19 protein-coding genes are annotated in these 17383 nt (G+C 63.2%); 12 read left to right on the top strand and 7 right to left on the bottom strand.

The genetic code is table 11. From position 1 onward, the window contains the following. Positions 1 to 343: 343 nt before the first annotated feature. Entirely contained in the window at positions 344 to 1387 is a 1044-nt protein-coding gene (gene mgrA / locus AWB68_RS25365; RefSeq protein WP_087647093.1) for an L-glyceraldehyde 3-phosphate reductase, read from the bottom strand. Between the two features lie 231 nt (positions 1388 to 1618). Here mgrA and AWB68_RS25360 point away from each other — a divergent pair, with 231 nt between their 5' ends. Further along, positions 1619 to 2446, top strand: coding sequence for a mechanosensitive ion channel family protein (locus tag AWB68_RS25360; RefSeq protein WP_087647092.1), 828 nt, complete (start codon positions 1619 to 1621; stop codon positions 2444 to 2446). Positions 2447 to 2483: 37 nt separating this feature from the next. Further along, the gene (locus AWB68_RS25355; protein WP_087647091.1) at positions 2484 to 2687 is read left to right on the top strand and encodes a DUF3185 family protein; all 204 of its coding nucleotides are present in this window, start codon (positions 2484 to 2486) and stop codon (positions 2685 to 2687) included. On the opposite strand, the gene AWB68_RS25350 is transcribed toward AWB68_RS25355, so the two are convergent. Next, a complete protein-coding gene (locus AWB68_RS25350; protein WP_087647090.1) occupies positions 2684 to 3460 on the bottom strand; it encodes a phytanoyl-CoA dioxygenase family protein in 777 nt (258 codons plus the stop codon). The genes AWB68_RS25355 and AWB68_RS25350 overlap by 4 nt on opposite strands. A gap of 345 nt (positions 3461 to 3805) precedes the next feature. Between AWB68_RS25350 and AWB68_RS25345 the strand changes: the two genes are divergently transcribed. After that, positions 3806 to 4156: a hypothetical protein gene (locus AWB68_RS25345; protein ID WP_200828790.1), complete on the top strand. Its 351-nt coding sequence runs from the start codon at positions 3806 to 3808 to the stop codon at positions 4154 to 4156. A 127-nt stretch (positions 4157 to 4283) separates the two neighbouring features. On the opposite strand, the gene AWB68_RS25340 is transcribed toward AWB68_RS25345, so the two are convergent. Next, positions 4284 to 5393 carry an alkene reductase gene (locus tag AWB68_RS25340; RefSeq protein ID WP_087647089.1) on the bottom strand — a complete coding sequence of 370 codons (1110 nt, stop codon included), beginning with the start codon at positions 5391 to 5393 and terminating at the stop codon, positions 4284 to 4286. A gap of 134 nt (positions 5394 to 5527) precedes the next feature. After that, entirely contained in the window at positions 5528 to 6715 is a 1188-nt protein-coding gene (gene metK / locus AWB68_RS25335; protein WP_087647088.1) for a methionine adenosyltransferase, read from the bottom strand. 264 nt (positions 6716 to 6979) lie between these two features. On the opposite strand from metK, the gene AWB68_RS25330 reads away from it, so the two are divergent. The 9 genes from AWB68_RS25330 to hslU all read left to right on the top strand — a co-directional run bounded on the left by AWB68_RS25330 (position 6980) and on the right by hslU (position 16281). Continuing rightward, positions 6980 to 7864, top strand: coding sequence for a lipid A biosynthesis lauroyl acyltransferase (locus tag AWB68_RS25330; RefSeq protein ID WP_087647087.1), 885 nt, complete (start codon positions 6980 to 6982; stop codon positions 7862 to 7864). A gap of 78 nt (positions 7865 to 7942) precedes the next feature. Further along, positions 7943 to 8815, top strand: a complete 873-nt coding sequence (gene dapF / locus AWB68_RS25325; protein WP_087647086.1) for a diaminopimelate epimerase — start codon at positions 7943 to 7945, stop codon at positions 8813 to 8815. Positions 8816 to 8863: 48 nt separating this feature from the next. Then, positions 8864 to 9583 carry a DUF484 family protein gene (locus tag AWB68_RS25320; protein WP_087647085.1) on the top strand — a complete coding sequence of 240 codons (720 nt, stop codon included), beginning with the start codon at positions 8864 to 8866 and terminating at the stop codon, positions 9581 to 9583. A gap of 4 nt (positions 9584 to 9587) precedes the next feature. After that, entirely contained in the window at positions 9588 to 10511 is a 924-nt protein-coding gene (xerC, locus tag AWB68_RS25315; protein WP_087647084.1) for a tyrosine recombinase XerC, read from the top strand. 43 nt (positions 10512 to 10554) lie between these two features. Next, positions 10555 to 11757 carry a class I SAM-dependent rRNA methyltransferase gene (locus AWB68_RS25310; protein WP_087647083.1) on the top strand — a complete coding sequence of 401 codons (1203 nt, stop codon included), beginning with the start codon at positions 10555 to 10557 and terminating at the stop codon, positions 11755 to 11757. 143 nt (positions 11758 to 11900) lie between these two features. Further along, positions 11901 to 12980 carry a CobW family GTP-binding protein gene (locus AWB68_RS25305; protein WP_087647082.1) on the top strand — a complete coding sequence of 360 codons (1080 nt, stop codon included), beginning with the start codon at positions 11901 to 11903 and terminating at the stop codon, positions 12978 to 12980. A gap of 642 nt (positions 12981 to 13622) precedes the next feature. Further along, positions 13623 to 14042 (top strand): RNA polymerase-binding protein DksA, encoded by a 420-nt coding sequence (gene dksA, locus AWB68_RS25300; RefSeq protein WP_087647081.1) that lies wholly within the window; start codon positions 13623 to 13625, stop codon positions 14040 to 14042. Between the two features lie 325 nt (positions 14043 to 14367). After that, the gene (gene hslV, locus AWB68_RS25295; protein ID WP_087647080.1) at positions 14368 to 14904 is read left to right on the top strand and encodes an ATP-dependent protease subunit HslV; all 537 of its coding nucleotides are present in this window, start codon (positions 14368 to 14370) and stop codon (positions 14902 to 14904) included. Positions 14905 to 14934: 30 nt separating this feature from the next. Continuing rightward, the gene (gene hslU / locus AWB68_RS25290) at positions 14935 to 16281 is read left to right on the top strand and encodes an ATP-dependent protease ATPase subunit HslU (protein ID WP_087647079.1); all 1347 of its coding nucleotides are present in this window, start codon (positions 14935 to 14937) and stop codon (positions 16279 to 16281) included. Positions 16282 to 16420: 139 nt separating this feature from the next. Here hslU and tnpB read toward each other — a convergent pair whose 3' ends face one another. From tnpB to AWB68_RS25275, 3 genes are all read right to left on the bottom strand, one after another. Further along, entirely contained in the window at positions 16421 to 16657 is a 237-nt protein-coding gene (tnpB, locus tag AWB68_RS51515) for an IS66 family insertion sequence element accessory protein TnpB (protein WP_374729607.1), read from the bottom strand. A 108-nt stretch (positions 16658 to 16765) separates the two neighbouring features. Next, complete coding sequence (locus AWB68_RS25280) at positions 16766 to 17023, bottom strand: transposase (protein WP_087647077.1); 258 nt, start codon at positions 17021 to 17023, stop codon at positions 16766 to 16768. Between the two features lie 66 nt (positions 17024 to 17089). Next, positions 17090 to 17383, bottom strand: a 294-nt coding sequence (locus AWB68_RS25275) for a transposase domain-containing protein (RefSeq protein ID WP_374729606.1), incomplete at its 5' end; no start/stop codon positions are given.

Genomic DNA, 17383 nt, shown 5'->3' with positions numbered 1-17383 from the left:
CGCGCAACTTCGATGCAAATACAGCGCCTCTCGCGAAGCGAGTGCGGTCGTCTGCGCAGCCCGGCGCAATCCGCTATTTTAACGCGACACTCATTTTGACGTTGCGGCGCGGCAAATTGTCGAATGGCCGGCGCGGCAAGTCGGCGCCGTCGCTTCGTGAGCGGCGGGCGCACGCAAGGGGAATGCGTCGCGGCGGCGCTTGGGGTCCGGTCGCGGCGAGCGTCGCCGCAAGACAGACCGGCCCGCTGAAAAACACGCCGAGCCCGCATGATAGCAATCGAAAGCGCGCGCGCCGGGCAATGTCCCTTCTGGCGTCAGGCCGCCAGCCGCGCGCCGGAAACCGTCAGACGCGCTGGTCCGTCGACGGCTTTTCCCACAGATTGACGCCGCCGTCCTGCGCGTGCTTGTCGATTTCGGCGAGTTCCTCGCTCGAAAATTCGAGATTCTTCAGCGCGCCGACGTTTTCGGCCACTTGCTCGGGGCGGCTCGCGCCGATCAGCACCGACGTCACCCGCCCGCCGCGCAAGGCCCACGCGAGCGCCATTTGCGCGAGGCTCTGGCCGCGCCGCCCGGCGAGTTCGTTGAGCTTCTTCACGTGCTCGATGTTGGCCGCGCTCAGATGCTCTTCCTTCAGCGAACCGCCGCCGGGCTTGTTGACGCGCGCATCCTGCGGAATGCCGTTCAGGTATTTGCCCGTCAGAAGCCCCTGCGCGAGCGGCGTGAACGCGATGCTGCCCGCGCCGATTTCATCGAGCGTATCGAGCAGTTCTTGCTCGATCCAGCGGTTGAGCATGTTGTACGACGGCTGGTGGATCAGGAGCGGCACTTTGTGTTCGGCGAGCAGCTTCGCCATTTCGCGCGTCTTGCCCGGCGAATACGACGAAATGCCGACATACAGCGCCTTGCCCGAATGGACGGCGGTCGCGAGCGCGCCGGCGGTTTCCTCGAGCGGCGTGTCGGCGTCGAAGCGGTGCGAGTAGAAGATATCGACGTAGTCGAGGCCCATGCGCTTCAGGCTCTGGTCGAGGCTCGCAAGCACGTACTTGCGCGAGCCGCCGCCCGTTCCATACGGCCCCGGCCACATGTCCCAGCCCGCCTTCGACGAAATCAGCAGTTCATCGCGATACGGCCGGAAATCGTCCTTGAACAGCCGCCCGAAGTTGGTTTCCGCGCTGCCGTAGGGCGGGCCATAGTTGTTCGCGAGGTCGAAGTGCGTGATGCCCAGGTCGAAAGCGGTGCGCAGGATGTCGCGCTGCGTGGAAATCGGCGTGGTGTCGCCGAAGTTGTGCCAGAGCCCCAGCGACAACGCAGGCAACTTCAGGCCGCTTTTGCCGCAGGTGCGGTATTCCATCTGCGAATAGCGTTCGGAAGCTGCTTCATAAGCCATGACGGAATTCCTCGATCGATGTGGATGTGGACGGTGGTTGACGCCGGACAGGCGAGCAGCGGTTTCGCTGTGCCGAGCCTGTCATGTTAGCCAATCGCGCGATACCGCGCAGGTCCGCTCGCCATCGTCCCGTTATTCGAGACTGGCCGGATGGCCAATCATCGGCCGCGAGCGGGAACGATCTGGTCCGAGGAAAGCCCAATGCAATTCTTCAAGCAAGGAGCATCTCCGATGGACCCAATCCAGAAATTACGTCCGGCCTACGACCTGCTGCTGACCGCGGTCCTCAAATACGGCTTCGATATCGCGATGGCGCTGCTGATCGTCGCGATCGGCTGGTGGCTGTCGAACCGCGTGGCGAACACGCTCAGGCGCACGCTCGGCCGCACCAACGCCGACGCCACGCTGACGCCCGTGCTCGCGAGCCTAGCGCTCTGGGCGATCCGCGTCATCGCGATCGTCGCCGCGCTCGGCAAATTCGGCATCGCGGCGGCGAGCATCCTGACCGTGCTCGGCGCGGCGGGCCTCGCCATCGGGCTCGCGCTGCAAGGCACGCTGCAGAATATCGCAGCGGGATTGATGTTGTTGCTGCTGCGGCCGTTTCGCGTCGGCGATTACATCGAAGGCGCCGGGGCGACGGCGGGCACGGTGAATGAAATCGGCCTTTTCACGACGCGCCTCACGAAGAACGACGGCATCATCATGTTCGTGCCGAACAGCACGATCTGGGCGAATCCGGTGACGAACTACAGCGCGAACGAGCGCCGCCGCGTGGTGCTGACGTTCCAGGTGCCGCATGCGCAGAGCGTCGAACATGCGCTCGGCTCACTGCGAAAGCTGGTGGAAAACGATCCGCGCATCGTCGACGAGCCGGCCAAGCCGTGGATCGCCGTCACCGACTACACCGATACCGGCGTGAAACTGAATGTGGGCGTGTGGACACGCGCCGGCGACCACGCGAACGTCCAGGCCGACCTGCTGCGTCAGATCCAGCCGCTGACGAAGCCGGAGCCGGAGGTCGAGCCCCGGCCGGTGCTGGACGCGCCGCAGACTGCCTAGTAATCTGCGCGCCGTCCATCCCAATCAAGAGGAATCCATGATCAAGGCGATTTCCGCGGCTCTGCTCGTCGGCGGGGTCGTGCTGCTTTACTTCGGCGGCACGTCCTTTCATTCGCTTTCCAATGACGTCTCGCGCTTTTTCACCGGCTCGCCGACCAACAAGACGATCTGGCTGATCGCCGGCGGCGTCGTCGCGACGCTCGCCGGCCTGATCGGACTGACGATTCCTTCCCGGCGCTAGACCAGCGCGACTTCCGGTTTCGCCGCCGAACGCGTGCCCGGCAACGGCGCGTTGCTCGCGCCACGATAGGTGTAGACGAGCGAGAACTTCACTTGGGTCGTGAGATTCTTGCCGGCCGAGTGCAGCGTGTTGCAATGGAAGAAGACGACGTCGCCCGCCTGCAATTCCGGCGAAACGGCGGTGCGGATCAGCGCCTCGTTTTCCGGCAGGTCGGAGCGGAAGAACTTGGCTGCGTCGAAGCGCTCGGACGTGAACGGCAGCGTGTGCGACTGCGGCACGAACCAGAGCGCGCCGTTCTCTACCGTCTCGCTGCCGAGCGCGATCCACGCCGAAACGAGATCGTCGCGCTCGAACGCCCAGTAGCGCGCATCGCGATGCCAGCCGGTCAGGCTGCCGTACGTCGGATGCTTGGTCATCAGGCAGTTGTGATGCGCGCGTGACAGATACGGCGTCTCGCCGAAATACAGCTCCATCCAGCCGCGCACTTCCGGCGACGTCGCCCATTCGGCGAACAGCGGATCGCGCACGTAAGCATCGAGCAGACGCCGCACCGTATGCCCGCCCGGGGCGTCCTTCGAATCCGGCGCGCCCGGATATTTCAGATCGGCTTCGAATTCGGCGGGCAGCGCGGCTTCGGCCAGTTGCCGGCGCGCGACTTCACGCAGCGCCTCGCAACGCGCCGGTGGCACGAGCCCGCGCACGACGACATAGCCGGTCTCGCGCAACTCGCGAACCTGTTCCTTCTTCGATTTCAACAACGATTGATCGGGCATTTCCAACTCACGGGTGTAGAGCGCGTCTGCATGCTCGCGTGGGGCACGCTCACAGCAAATTAGGGCGAAAACACGATTGTAAATCCGCAGACGCATTCAAGGCTTTCGCCCGGACATTTCGGACTTCCCAGCGGTGAGTTTGAAGCGTCCGCTTCATAAAACTGCAGGGAAAACGCGGTCTTACCCGGGTCACACTTGTCTTGTAAGCTTCGCGCTTCAATTCGGTGCAACTTCGGTGCCGCACCCGAATCGAAGATCGAACACAACAATTGAACGACTTTTTTGAGACGACTATCGTCGAGTCTGCGTGACCTTCCTGTCGTGCAACCGACGAATACTGAGCCCATGAACAACCGATTTGCCTCGAGTCTTACCCGCGTCGCCGCTCGTGCGGCACGTCCGGCGCGGCGCGGCGTCATTCGCGCGCTGCGCCACCATTCAGCACGCACGCAGGCCATCGCGGAGCAGTTGAAGCATGTGCATCCGGTCGACGGCATTCGTTCGTGGTTTCGCGGATTCTTCCTCACGCTGCGCGTGCGCGCGGCTTCAAGACGCGTGTCGCTGAAGGCGCTGCTGCGCCGTCCGGCGCAATTGCGCGCACCGGTTCCGAAGCCGAAGGCGGCAGCGCTGACGAGCCGTCGCCCGCGACGGCTTTCGACGACCAGCACTGGCTGGTTCGCGTTCGCCGCGCGGTAGGACTGGTTTTTGGCTTCACGGCAAAGCCTTGTCGCCGGCGAAATTCCAGGGCTGGTTCGCGCGGATCAAACCTTATCGCCGCGCTGCCGTTGGCGAAATTCAGGTGTCTGTTCCGCGTTCCCGGGCTTCACTCGTTGTCATCGAGCGCCGGATAATCGGTGTAGCCTTCTTCGCCGCCGCCGTAGAACGTTGCCTCGTCGGGTTCGTTGAGCGGCGCACCGCGCCGGAACCGCTCGACGAGATCCGGGTTCGCCAAAAACGCGCGACCGAATGCCACGGCGTCCGCTTCGCCGCATTCGATGCGCGCCTCCGCTTCCTCCGCCGTATATTCCCCGCACGCGATGATTACGCCGTCGTAGGCGTCACGCAGGGTTTGACGGAAATTCTCCGATAACGGCTCGCCGCCCGCCCAGTCCGGCTCCGCGATGTGCAGGTATGCGATGCCGATGCGCTTCAGTTCCTTCACCAGATAAATCGCCGACGCCTCGGCCTCGGCGTCCTTCAAATCAAAGCCGACGAAGTTCGGCGAGATGCGGATGCCCACCCGATCCGCGCCGATCACGCCCGCCACCGCCTCCAGCACCTCCACCGTCAACCGCACGCGATTCTCGACGCTGCCGCCATATTCGTCGGTGCGGCGGTTGGTATGGGTCGACATGAATTGCTGCAACAGATAACCATTCGCCGCGTGCACTTCGACCATGTCGAAGCCGGCGCGCTTCGCCCGCTGCGTGGCATCGACGTATTGCAGGACGATGCCGGACAGCTCGCTCGTCTCCAGCGCACGCGGTTCGTCGACGTCGACGAAACCGAGCGTGCCGTCCTCGTTCTTCACGAACACCTGCGTGTTTTCCGCGCGAATCGCCGATGGCGCGACCGGTTGCGCGCTGTCCGCCTGCGCGAGCCGGTGCGACACCCGCCCGACGTGCCACAACTGCAGCGCGATCCTGCCTTGCTTCGCATGCACCGCGCCGGCGACGTTCTTCCAGCCGGCCTCCTGCGCATCGGAATAGATGCCGGGCGCGGCCCAATAGCCCTGCCCCTGACGCGAAATGTGCGTGGCCTCCGACACGATCAGCCCCGCACCCGCGCGCTGCGCGTAATAGCGGGCGTTCATTTCAGAAGGCACGTCGCCCGGCTGCGACGCGCGGTTGCGCGTGAGCGGTGCCATCACGACGCGATTCGGCAATTCGAGATTGCCGATGCTGATCGGCGACAGCAGTTTTTCCAGCGGCATGAGCGCTCCCTTCCGGTTTGATGCATGGCCGACTTACGCAAGCGCAAGAACTGCACCGCGTCGGCGACGCCTGTGCGCGAACGAAAAAAAACCCGGCGAGCCGGGTTTTTCGTTCGAGCGATGCGGAAAGTGCCTTATGCGACCTGGACCACCGGCTCCGTGCCGGCTGCTTCGGCCAGCACGAGCGCCTTATCGGCGAATTCCCACGAGAATTCCGGCTCTTCGCGGCCGAAGTGACCATATGCCGCGGTCTTCTCGTAGATAGGACGCAGCAGATCGAGCATCTGGATGATGCCCTTCGGACGCAAATCGAAGTGTTCGAGCACGAGCTTCGTGATTTCCGCATCCGACACGCGGCCGGTGCCGAACGTGTTGACCATCACCGAAGTCGGACGTGCCACGCCGATCGCGTACGAAACCTGGATCAAGCAGCGCGAAGCCAGCCCTGCCGCGACGACGTTCTTCGCAACATAACGCCCGGCATAGGCTGCCGAACGGTCTACCTTCGACGGGTCCTTGCCCGAGAACGCGCCACCGCCGTGCGGCGCCGCGCCGCCGTACGTGTCGACGATGATCTTGCGGCCCGTCAGGCCGCAATCGCCTTGCGGACCGCCGATCACGAAACGACCGGTCGGGTTCACGAGGAACTTGATGTCGCCCTTGATGAGCTCGGCGGGCAGCGTCGGCTTGATGATCTCCTCGATCACCGCTTCGCGCAGTTGCGGCAGTTCGATGTCCGGCGCGTGTTGCGTCGAGAGCACGACGGTATCGATGGAATGCGCCTTGCCGTCGACGTAACGCACGGTGACTTGCGACTTCGCGTCCGGACGCAGCCACGGCAGACGGCCGTCGCGGCGCAGGTTCGCCTGACGCTCGACCAGACGGTGCGACAGGTGGATCGGCAGCGGCATCAGTTCGGGCGTTTCGTCGCAGGCGTAGCCGAACATCAGGCCCTGATCGCCGGCGCCCTGGTCGAGGTTGTCGTCGTGAGCGGTGTCCACGCCCTGCGCGATGTCCGGCGATTGCTTGTCGTACGCGACGAGCACCGCGCAGCCGCGGTAGTCGATGCCGTAGTCGGTGTTGTCGTAGCCGATGCGCTTGATGGTTTCACGCGCGACCTGGATGTAGTCGACGTTGGCCGTGGTTGTGATTTCGCCCGCAAGGACGACCAGTCCGGTATTGCAAAGGGTTTCAGCCGCGACGCGCGAATACTTGTCCTGAGCCAGGATAGCGTCGAGGATGGCGTCGGAGATTTGATCGGCGACCTTGTCCGGGTGGCCTTCGGAAACAGATTCGGAGGTAAACAGATAATCGTTTGACACGCTTCAGACTCCATTAGAGGTACGTTGGGTTGCTCACGTAGCCACTTAGATTGGAGTCTGAAGCGGCGACGCTTTAGCGGATTACATTTACGACCAGCGCCTTTCGGCGCCGGCCGGCTTCGCCCCGCAAGTTGTCCATTAACTCGGCGAAGGTCTTATTATAGCGCTTTCTCACCTTTGTCACAGAGCCTGACGCTTGCCGCCAATCATCCCGCTCCCATTTTTGTCTCGCTCCGATCGGCCGTCCAAGTGCCGGGGCGTGTCATGCTAGGCCGCATCGGCATTGCGCTTGCAGTCGGCTTCCTGAAATTCCTCGCGGTCCTCCCATACGGCATCACAGCGCGCTTCGGCGATGGCCTCGGCTGGCTGCTCTACCAGGTCCCGAGCAGCAGAAAGCGCGTCGTCCACACCAACCTCCGCCTGTGCTTTCCCGACTGGGCACCCGAGCGCCGCGAGGAAGTCGCGCAACAGCACTTCCGGCACGCGATCCGCAGCTATGTGGAGCGCAGCGTGCAATGGTTCGGCTCGGCAAAGAAGCTGGAAAAGCTGATCGAAGTCGATAGCGCCGTCGATCTTTCGGATCCCAATCTGCCGCCGACGCTCTTTCTTGGGCTGCATTTCGTCGGTATCGAGGCGGGGTCGATCTTTTTGAATTACTCGCTGCACCGGCAATGCGGGTCGCTCTATCAGCCGTTCTCGAACCCGCAGATCGAGGAAATAGCGAAGACGCAGCGCGCCCGCTTCGGCGCCGACATGGCGAGCCGTGCCGACAGTGCGCGCATCGTGCTGCGCTGGCTGCGCGACCGCAAGCCGGTGATGCTCGGCGCCGACATGGATTACGGCATGCGCAACTCTGCGTTCGTGCCGTTTTTCGGCATTCCGGCGTGCACGCTGACGGCCGTCGGGCGGCTGGCGAAAGCGGGGCACGCGCAAGTGGTGCCGTTCATCGGCGAGGTGCTGCCGAACTACAAGGGCTATCGGCTGAAGATATTGAAGCCGTGGGAAAACTATCCGACCGGCGACGACGTGGCCGACGCGCGCCGCATGAACGAACTCCTCGAAGAACAGATTCCGCTCATTCCCGAGCAATATTATTGGGTTCACAAGCGCTTCAAGACGCGTCCGCCGGGTGAGCCGGGGGTTTATTGACTCACAGCGCCTCCTGATCGCCCACGTTGGCCGACCGGCCAGCGGTCCGGCGCGCTCCGGTCACATACAATAGCGGCCATGAAACTCAAATTCACCAAGATGCACGGCGCGGGCAACGACTTCGTCGTGCTCGACGGCTACACGAAGCCGCTCAACCTGAGCGCCACGCAGGTGCGCGCGCTCGCGAACCGGCATTTCGGCGTCGGCGCGGATCAGTTGCTGCTGGTTGAAAAGCCGACCATCGATGGCGTCGATTTCAAGTACCGCATCTTCAATTGCGACGGCGGTGAGGTCGAGCATTGCGGCAACGGCGCGCGCTGTTTCGTCAAGTTCGTGCGCGATCGCGGGCTCACCGGCGCGGCGAGCGTGCGCGTGCAGGTGCAGCAGGGCGTCATCACGCTGACGATGCTGGAAAACGGCGACGTCGTGGTGGACATGAGCAGTCCGGTGTTCGATCCGCCGCGTGTGCCGTTCGACACCCAAGGGCTCGAAGGCCGCACGGAAGGCGCCGATACGCTCTGGCCGCTCGCCGTCGATGGAGAGAAGCACTGGATTTCGGCGGTATCGATGGGCAATCCGCATGCGGTGCAGGTCGTCGATGATGTCGAGGCCTATCCGGTTTTGTCGGTGGGGCCGCTGATCGAACAGCACGCGCGCTTTCCGAACAAGGTGAACGCCGGCTTCATGCAGATCGTCGATCGGAACTCGGTGAAGCTGCGCGTCTACGAACGCGGCGCGGGCGAGACGCTCGCGTGCGGCACGGGCGCGTGCGCGGCGGTCGCGGCAGGCATCCGGCGCGGCCTGCTGGATTCGCCCGTGCGCGTGCAGACGCACGGCGGCCTGCTGACGATCACCTGGGCCGGCGCCGCCGACGAATCCTCGCCGCTCTTGATGGCCGGCCCCGCCGCAACCGTCTTCGAAGGCGAAATCGAACTTTCCGACGCGAACTGACCGAACCCAGGCGCCACTCACGTCATTTAGCCTCAATCAGCCGAAACCATGAACGAACGCGAAGTCGCCGATTACCTGCTCGCCAACCCCGATTTTTTCGCCGAACACGCGGAACTGCTCGGCAGCATCCGGCTTTCGAATCCGCACGGCAAGTCGGCGGTGTCGTTGCAGGAACGCCAGATGGAAATGCTGCGCGACAAGAACAAGCAACTCGAGCGGCGTCTCGCCGAACTGCTGCGCTACGGCCACGAAAACGACAGCATCGCGTCGAAGTTCAATCGCTGGACGATTCGCGTGATCGCCGAGCGCGATCCGCACGCGCTGCCGAAGACGATCAGCGCGGGCCTGTGCGAAATCTTCGACGTGCCACAAGCCGCGCTGCGCGTGTGGGATGTCGCCGAGCCGTATTCGCAGGCGGAATTCGCGCGCCAGGTCGGCGAGGAAGTGCGCCTCTTCACCAGCAGCCTCGCGACACCCTATTGCGGCACCAACACCGGCTTCGAGGCCGCGCAGTGGCTGACGTCGGCGAGTTCCGTGTCGGTGGCGTCGGCGACGACCGATGGCGTCGTCGATGCCGCGAACACCACCGAGTCGATCGCGCTGCTCGCGCTGCGCGACCCGCTCGCCGGTCCCGAAGCTCCGACCTTCGGCCTGCTCGTAATGGGCTCGCCCGACGCGCGGCGCTTCCACGAAGGCATGGCAACCGATTTCCTCACGCAAATCGCGGCACTCGCCAGCGCGGCGCTGAGCCGCCTGCTGCCGCACTGAAGCGATGAACGCCGCCGATCCGGTCGCCGATTATCTGTCGATGCTCGAACACGAGCGGCGGCTGTCGGAACACACGCTGCGCGGCTACACACACGAACTCGACGAACTGAAGAAGCTGGCGAACGGCCGCGCGCTGGAGACGCTCACCGCGACCGACATGCGCGGCGCGGTGTCGCGCGCGCATTCGGGCGGGTTGTCCGCGCGATCGATCGCGCACCGGCTCTCGGCGTGGCGCGCGTTTTATCGGTGGCTGGCGCAGCGCGTCGAAATGGCCGCGAATCCGGTCGCGACGGTGCGCGCGCCCAAACGCGCGAAGACGCTGCCAAAAGCACTTTCCGTCGACGATGCCAACGCGCTGATGGACGCGCCACAGGCGGGCACGCCCGAGGCGCTGCGCGATCACGCGATCCTCGAACTGTTTTATTCGTCGGGCTTGCGGCTGGCGGAACTGGTCAATCTCGACGTGTACTACGTCGACACGGAAGGCCACCGTTCCATCGGCTGGCTCGATCTGCCGAACACCGAAGTGACCGTGCTCGGCAAGGGCGGCCGGCGCCGCTCGGTGCCGGTCGGACGCAAGGCCATCGACGCCTTGCGCGCCTGGATCGACGTGCGCGGCCAGTTCGTGAAGCTCGATCCGCATGCTCTGTTCCTGTCGGTGCGCGGCAACCGGATGTCGCCCAACGTGGTGCGCGAGCGCGTGAAACGCATGGCGCTCCTCGCCGGCATTCCGTCGAACGTGCATCCGCACGTGTTGCGGCACTCGTTCGCCACGCACGTCCTGCAGTCGAGCGGCGACCTTCGCGCGGTACAGGAGCTGCTCGGCCACGCGAACATCACCGCCACGCAGGTCTACACGTCGCTCGATTTCCAGCATCTCGCACGCGTCTACGATTCGGCGCATCCGCGCGCCAAGAAGCGCGACTGATCTTCCCCGGGCGCCAGCGAACGGCGCCCCAACCACGACCTCAATGAACACCATCACGCTCAAACCGGCGAAGGACAAGTCGCTCGTGCGCCGCCATCCGTGGATCTACGCGAACGCGATCGAACACGTCGACGGCAAGCCGGCGCCGGGCGCAACCGTCGTCGTGCGCTCGCACGACGGCCGCTTTCTCGCGCGTGCGTCGTTCAGCCCGCACTCGCAGATCCGGGCGCGCGTCTGGAGCTTCGACGAAGCCGAGCCGATCGATCACGCGTTCTTCAAGCGCCGCGTACAGCGGGCGATCGCGCACCGCGCGGCGATGATCCGCGACACGGGTGCGACGCGTCTCATCTTCGGCGAGGCGGATGGCCTGCCGGGCCTGATCGTCGATTACTACATCGCCGACGACGACACGAAACGCGGCCAACTCGTCTGCCAGTTCATGGCGACGGGCGTCGAGGCCTGGAAGGAAGCGATCGTGAACGCGCTCACCGGCGCGACCGGCTGCCCGAATGTCTACGAGCGCTCGGATGTGTCGATTCGTCAGAAGGAAGCGCTCGAACAGATCACGGGCGTGCTCGCCGGCGACCCGCCACCGGACACGCTGATCGCGAACGAATGCGGCGTGCGCTATCACGTCGACGTGATGAACGGCCACAAGACGGGCTTCTACGTCGACCAGCGCGACAACCGCGTGCTGCTCGCGGAGCACGCACACGACCGCGACGTGCTCAACTGCTTCTGCTATACCGGCGGCTTTTCGCTGGCCGCGCTGAAGGGCGGAGCGAAGCGCGTGGTGTCGATCGATTCGTCGGGCGAAGCGCTCGCGCTCGCGCGGCAGAACGTGCTCGCGAACGGTTTTGACCCCGAACGCGCACAGTGGCTCGACGCCGACGCGTTCAAGACGCTGCGGCGCCTTTACGACGAAGGCGAGCGCTTCGATCTGATCGTGCTCGATCCGCCGAAGTTCGCGCCGTCGCGTGAACACGTGGATCGCGCAGCGCGCGCCTACAAGGACATCAACCTCACCGGGTTCAAGCTGCTGCGCCCGGGCGGCCTGCTGTTCACCTATTCCTGTTCCGGCGCGATCGACGCCGACCTGTTCCAGAAGATCGTCGCGGGCGCAGCGGCCGACGCGAAGGTCGACGCGCGCATCCTAAAGCGGCTCGGCGCAGGCGTCGATCATCCGCTCCTGACCGCGTTCCCGGAAGGCGAATACCTGAAAGGCCTGCTGTTGCAAATCGCCTGAGCGGCCATAGTTGGTCTCATCGGCGGCGGATACGGAAAAGCGTCCGCTTGACAAATATGTTTCAATAATCGGCTGACTCGCCGCTTTCCGGTGCAAGACGAAAGCGGCGCGCATACCCTTCGACTCCAAAGCAAGGCGACAACATGATTCCCGTTACCATCCTGACCGGCTTCCTGGGCAGCGGCAAAACCACGCTGCTCAAGCGCATCCTGAACGAGAAGCACGGCATGAAGATCGCCGTGATCGAGAACGAATTCGGCGAAGAGAACATCGACAACGAAATCCTCGTGCAGGAAACGAACGAGCAGATCATCCAGATGAGCAACGGCTGCATCTGCTGCACGATTCGCGGCGACCTGGCCCGCGCGCTGGAAGACCTCGCCGATCGCAAGAAGGCGGGCACGCTCGACTTCGACCGCGTCGTGATCGAAACGACGGGCCTGGCAAACCCCGGTCCCGTTGCGCAGACGTTCTTCATGGACAACACCATCGCCGACGAATTCCTGCTCGACGCGATCATCACGCTGGTTGACGCGAAGCACGCGAATCATCAGCTCGACGAGCACGAAGTCGTGCAGCGCCAGGTGGGTTTCGCGGACCGGCTGTTTATCACGAAGTCGGACCTCGTCGATGCCGCCGCGCTCGACGATCTGAAGCACCGGCTTGTGCACATGAACCCGCGGGCGGCGATCAAGGTCGTGAATTTCGGCGATGCCGACATCAAGGAAATCTTCGACCTGCGCGGCTTCAACCTGAACGCGAAGCTGGAAATCGACCCCGATTTCCTGGCCGAGGACGATCACGATCACGACCATGCGCACGCCCACGACCATGCGCACGACGACGATCACGACCACGCGACCTGCGGCCACGACCACAGCCACGATCACGAGCATCATCATCACCATCACGCGCACCACGACGACAAGATCAAGTCGTTCGTCTACCGCAGCGAGAAACCGTTCGACCCGAATCGTCTCGAAGACTTCCTCGGCGGCATCCTGCAGATCTACGGCGAGCGGCTGCTGCGATACAAGGGCGTGCTCTATATGAAGGGCGTCGATCGCAAGGTCGTTTTCCAGGGCGTGCACCAGATGATGGGCAGCGACCTCGCCGGCAAATGGCAGCCGATCGAAAAGAAAAACAGCAAGATGGTTTTCATCGGTATCGAACTGCCGCAGGACCTGATCACCGACGGGCTGAACGCCTGTCTCGTCAAGTAATGCCGAGACCGCCGCGCGCCGGCCGGGCATGCATTTAGCATGCTCGTTTCCGGCGGCGCAACGTCCGGATCGAACGAGTTACCCACGAAAACGCCGCTGCTCACGGAGCGCGGCGTTTTTTTGACTGCCTTTCGGCGCCAATCTGTTGGCCCACACACGAACGTGGTTCGCTTTTTCACCGTTCAGGCGTTATATTTTTGAGATTCGGGCGGCAATTGACAGGGTTTTCCTCGGTTATCGTCTGAAATTGCAGTTCAGATACAATACAGCCCCACTGAAGAAGGGCGGCGGTCCGTTTGACGGGTCGAACTGCTCCTCGGACGAGAGGAAAACTGAAGGGGAAGACTGAAGGGACCTGACGAATGCGGCGTGTCGGTTTTGCCTGGGGGAAGGCAAATTCGAGATCAGACATTCGACGGTCGGAGGGTCACGGAAGACGCACCGAAGTTACGTTCGGACGTCGACGTGATACTCCAAATCGGTTTCCAGAGGAGTTCGGCCCCGCATCGACGCGCAATAACAGAAAACGCGTCACGGCAGCGCGCCATCCGTGCAAGGCATTCGCACCGGACGCTGCCTGCGGGCAACGCAGAAGTGCGGGCGATGCGAAAGACATTGCTCCACATTGAAGAAGCAAGCCAGATGACGACGAAACGACTCTTGACCGAAGCCGAAATCCTGAAGATGAGCGAGAAGGATTACATGAACGAGGATCAGCTCGCTTTCTTCAAGAGCCGGCTCGAACAGTTGCAGGCCGACATTCTGAAGAATGCCGGCCAGACGACCGAGAACCTGCGGGAAACGGTGATCGTGCCGGATCCGGCGGACCGCGCGACGATCGAGGAAGAACATGCCCTCGAACTGCGCACGCGCGACCGCGAGCGCAAGCTGCTGAAGAAGGTGCAGCAGTCGCTTGCCCGCATCGACTCCGGCGATTACGGCTGGTGCGAGGAAACGGGCGAGCCGATCGGCATTCCGCGCCTGATCGCGCGCCCGACCGCCACGCTGTCGCTCGAAGCGCAGGAACGCCGCGAATTGCGCCAGAAGCTGTTCGGCGACTGATCGGCTGTTCGGCCAGCACTCGTTGCGGGTCTTGCCCGCCGCGGGAAACCCGCCGCCTCGGAAGGCACACGCTGTTGCGTGTGCCTTTTTGTTTTGCGCAACGTCGGCGCCGTCATTGCAATTTCTTCGCGCTTCCCGAAAACGCGCCTTGATAATCCCGGGCCCGCCCTAAAATTCCCTCAACGTGCCCAAGAACGGCCCGTGCGCGGCGCGTCCGCCTCAAACGCGACGATGCGTGGAACCCCGCGCCGTGCACTCCATCGAATTCTCGACAGCGCGGTGGCCTCGAAGCCGCCCGCGTCCTACGTTTTCAAAAGGAACGCACATGGAACAATTTCACGGCACGACCATCGTCTCCGTGCGGCGCGGCGGCAAGGTCGCTCTCGGCGGCGACGGTCAGGTGACGCTCGGCAACATCGTCATGAAAGGCGGCGCGAAGAAAGTGCGCCGCATCTACGGCGGCAAGGTGCTGGTCGGCTTCGCCGGCGGCACCGCCGACGCGTTCTCCCTCCTCGACCGTTTCGAAGCCAAGCTGGAAAAGCACCAGGGCAACCTGACGCGTGCTGCCGTCGAACTGGCGAAGGACTGGCGCACCGACCGCATGCTGCGCCGCCTGGAAGCCATGCTGATCGCCGCCGACGCGCAAGCCACGCTCGTCATCACCGGCAACGGCGACGTGCTCGACCCGGAAAACGGCATCTGCGCGATCGGCTCGGGCGGCGCGTATGCGCAGGCCGCGGCGCAGGCGCTCGCCGAGAACACAGACCTCGGCCCGCGCGATATCGTCGAAAAGTCGCTCGCGATCGCTGGCGACATGTGCATTTACACGAACCACAATCGCGTCATCGAGACGATCGAGTAAGACCCGACCACAGGCCAAAGGACTTAAGCGATGACCACCATGACTCCCGCCGAGATCGTCTCGGAACTCGACAAGCACATCATCGGCCAGGGCCGCGCGAAGAAAGCGGTTGCCGTCGCGCTGCGCAACCGCTGGCGCCGCCAGCAGGTAGCGGAACCGCTGCGCCAGGAAATCACCCCGAAAAACATTCTGATGATCGGGCCGACCGGCGTCGGCAAGACTGAAATCGCGCGGCGTCTCGCCAAGCTCGCCGACGCGCCGTTCATCAAGATCGAAGCGACCAAGTTCACCGAAGTCGGCTACGTCGGCCGCGACGTGGACAGCATCGTGCGCGACCTGATCGAAATCTCGGTCAAGCAGACGCGCGAGTCGGAAATGAAGAAGGTCCGCACGAAGGCGGAAGATCGCGCGGAAGACCGCATCCTCGACATCCTGCTGCCGACGGCGCGCCCGGTCGGGTTCGGTGCGTCGACGGCCGCCGAAGCCACCGACGACAGCAACAACGCCACGCGCCAGACTTTCCGCAAGCGCCTGCGCGAAGGCGTGCTCGATGACAAGGAAGTCGAACTCGATGTCGAGATGCCGCAAGTCGGCATGGACATCATGGGGCCGCCGGGCATGGAAGACATGACCGAGCAGATCCGTTCGATGTTCGCCAATATCGGCGGCGGCAAGAAGACGCGCCGCAAGGTGAAGGTGAAGGAAGCACTGAAGCTCCTGACCGACGAGGAAGCCGGCAAGCTGCTGAACGACGAAGAGGTGAAGACGAAGGCCGTGCAGAACGTCGAGCAGAACGGCATCGTATTCCTCGACGAAATCGACAAGATCGCCTCGCGCAGTGAAGCGGGCGGGCCGGAAGTGTCGCGCGCGGGCGTGCAGCGCGATCTGCTGCCGCTCGTGGAAGGAACCACGATCAACACCAAATACGGGATGATCAAGACCGATCACATCCTGTTCATCGCGAGCGGCGCGTTCCACCTCGCCAAGCCGAGCGACCTGATTCCGGAATTGCAGGGCCGCTTTCCGATTCGCGTCGAACTGGATTCGCTGTCGGTGGAAGACTTCGAATCGATCCTGAACACGACCGATGCCAGCCTCGTGAAGCAATACAAGGCGCTGCTCGCCACGGAAGACGTGCAACTCGATTTCGCCGACGACGGCATTCGGCGTCTCGCGGAAATCGCGTTCTCGGTGAACGAGAAGACCGAGAATATCGGCGCGCGGCGTCTTTACACGGTGATCGAGAAGCTGCTGGAAGAGGTGTCGTTCGCGGCTGGCAATCATGCCGGCCAGCCCGTGAGAATCGATTCGGCCTACGTCGATCGCGCATTGAACGACGTCGCCGACGACGAAGACCTGTCGCGCTACGTGCTGTAAGGTGAGCGACTCGGCAACTCACCTTGAGTTTCGGTTCAGTGCCTGGGAGAGTCGTGTCTGCCTAACGAATAAGCGCAAGCGTCATTTGAAGGCCGCATGGACAGTGCTCCCAGCGGTGTCCAAACTGATGCCCGTCACTTCAAGTGGTGGGGACTACTTTGGATGCACGGAATTCGAGATCGCCGAACCGGAAGGACCGACGAACTACGCGATGGAGCTCGCCACTATCGGCTTGGGGCCAGATAAAACGGCCTCGTTCAAGCCGCTTCGCGAGAAGCCAGATTCCGTCCTCCGTTGCCCAAAGAATCTTCACCAGCTCGCCGCGACCGCCCCGGAAGATGTAGACGTTGCCACTCAGCGGATTCTCGTTTACCACCGCTCGACCGATCCGGATCTCGATCGTGCCGCCAGGTGAGCCAGGCTTCGTGTCCTGCGCTTTGAAGCTTAACCGGCGATGATCCAACGACCTCCGTCGGCGTGTCGCTTACCAGTATGACCGGAATGAGCCCGGCAGACTGAGCTTGCTGCTCGACCCATATTGCCGCCGCCAGGTAAACAGCATGTTCGCGTTGATGCCGTTCTCCCGCGCCAGCTTCGCGACCGATACGCCCGGCTCGCAAGCCGCTGCCGCCAGTCGCTCACGAAGTTCCCGGGCGTAATTCGGGCGGCCCGTTCGGGTACCCGGCTTCTTCTCTTCAGACTGTGACAAAGTGGTGCCCATCAGATCGGAAATGATGGGCATCACTTTGATGTCTCTCGTAGTCACCGTAAGCGTCCGACCACGGCCGTTCTTGACAGCGTGTTGGGTTCAGGCGACGTCGAAGTGAAGCTGATCGGCAACGACCCATGGCAGAAGTTCGTCGACGCGATTGACGGGATGCTCGGCGATGCGAGCGATGACGTGGCGCAGGTAGGCCTCGGGATCAAGACCGTTCAGTTTGGTGGTGCCGACCAGCGTGTAGATTGCGGCGCCGCGTTCGCCTCCGCTATCAGAGCCGAAGTGCAGGAAGTTTTTTCGGCCGAGAGCGAGTTCGCATTCATTCTGCCCATATCGGGCAAGAAGTTGAAGTCCATTATCGTTGGCATGCGCTATATGGTCGCC

This window comes from Caballeronia choica, assembly GCF_001544535.1.
Taxonomy (GTDB): Bacteria; Pseudomonadota; Gammaproteobacteria; order Burkholderiales; family Burkholderiaceae; genus Caballeronia; species Caballeronia choica.
The sequence above is the reverse complement of the archived record's forward strand: the minus strand, read 5'-3'. Positions and strand labels throughout refer to the sequence as shown.

Bases quoted from the DNA above. Each gene is read 5' to 3' on its own strand.
- mgrA (WP_087647093.1), bottom strand. From the start codon at position 1,387: ATGGCTTATGAAGCAGCTTCCGAACGCTATTCGCAGATGGAATACCGC.
- AWB68_RS25360 (WP_087647092.1), top strand. From the start codon at position 1,619: ATGGACCCAATCCAGAAATTACGTCCGGCCTACGACCTGCTGCTGACC.
- dapF (WP_087647086.1), top strand. From the start codon at position 7,943: ATGAAACTCAAATTCACCAAGATGCACGGCGCGGGCAACGACTTCGTC.
- AWB68_RS25350 (WP_087647090.1), bottom strand. From the start codon at position 3,460: ATGCCCGATCAATCGTTGTTGAAATCGAAGAAGGAACAGGTTCGCGAG.
- xerC (WP_087647084.1), top strand. From the start codon at position 9,588: ATGAACGCCGCCGATCCGGTCGCCGATTATCTGTCGATGCTCGAACAC.
- AWB68_RS25330 (WP_087647087.1), top strand. From the start codon at position 6,980: ATGCTAGGCCGCATCGGCATTGCGCTTGCAGTCGGCTTCCTGAAATTC.
- AWB68_RS25355 (WP_087647091.1), top strand. From the start codon at position 2,484: ATGATCAAGGCGATTTCCGCGGCTCTGCTCGTCGGCGGGGTCGTGCTG.
- hslU (WP_087647079.1), top strand. From the start codon at position 14,935: ATGACCACCATGACTCCCGCCGAGATCGTCTCGGAACTCGACAAGCAC.
- AWB68_RS25280 (WP_087647077.1), bottom strand. From the start codon at position 17,023: ATGCCCATCATTTCCGATCTGATGGGCACCACTTTGTCACAGTCTGAA.
- AWB68_RS25345 (WP_200828790.1), top strand. From the start codon at position 3,806: ATGAACAACCGATTTGCCTCGAGTCTTACCCGCGTCGCCGCTCGTGCG.
- AWB68_RS25320 (WP_087647085.1), top strand. From the start codon at position 8,864: ATGAACGAACGCGAAGTCGCCGATTACCTGCTCGCCAACCCCGATTTT.
- hslV (WP_087647080.1), top strand. From the start codon at position 14,368: ATGGAACAATTTCACGGCACGACCATCGTCTCCGTGCGGCGCGGCGGC.
- AWB68_RS25305 (WP_087647082.1), top strand. From the start codon at position 11,901: ATGATTCCCGTTACCATCCTGACCGGCTTCCTGGGCAGCGGCAAAACC.
- AWB68_RS25310 (WP_087647083.1), top strand. From the start codon at position 10,555: ATGAACACCATCACGCTCAAACCGGCGAAGGACAAGTCGCTCGTGCGC.
- AWB68_RS25340 (WP_087647089.1), bottom strand. From the start codon at position 5,393: ATGCCGCTGGAAAAACTGCTGTCGCCGATCAGCATCGGCAATCTCGAA.
- dksA (WP_087647081.1), top strand. From the start codon at position 13,623: ATGACGACGAAACGACTCTTGACCGAAGCCGAAATCCTGAAGATGAGC.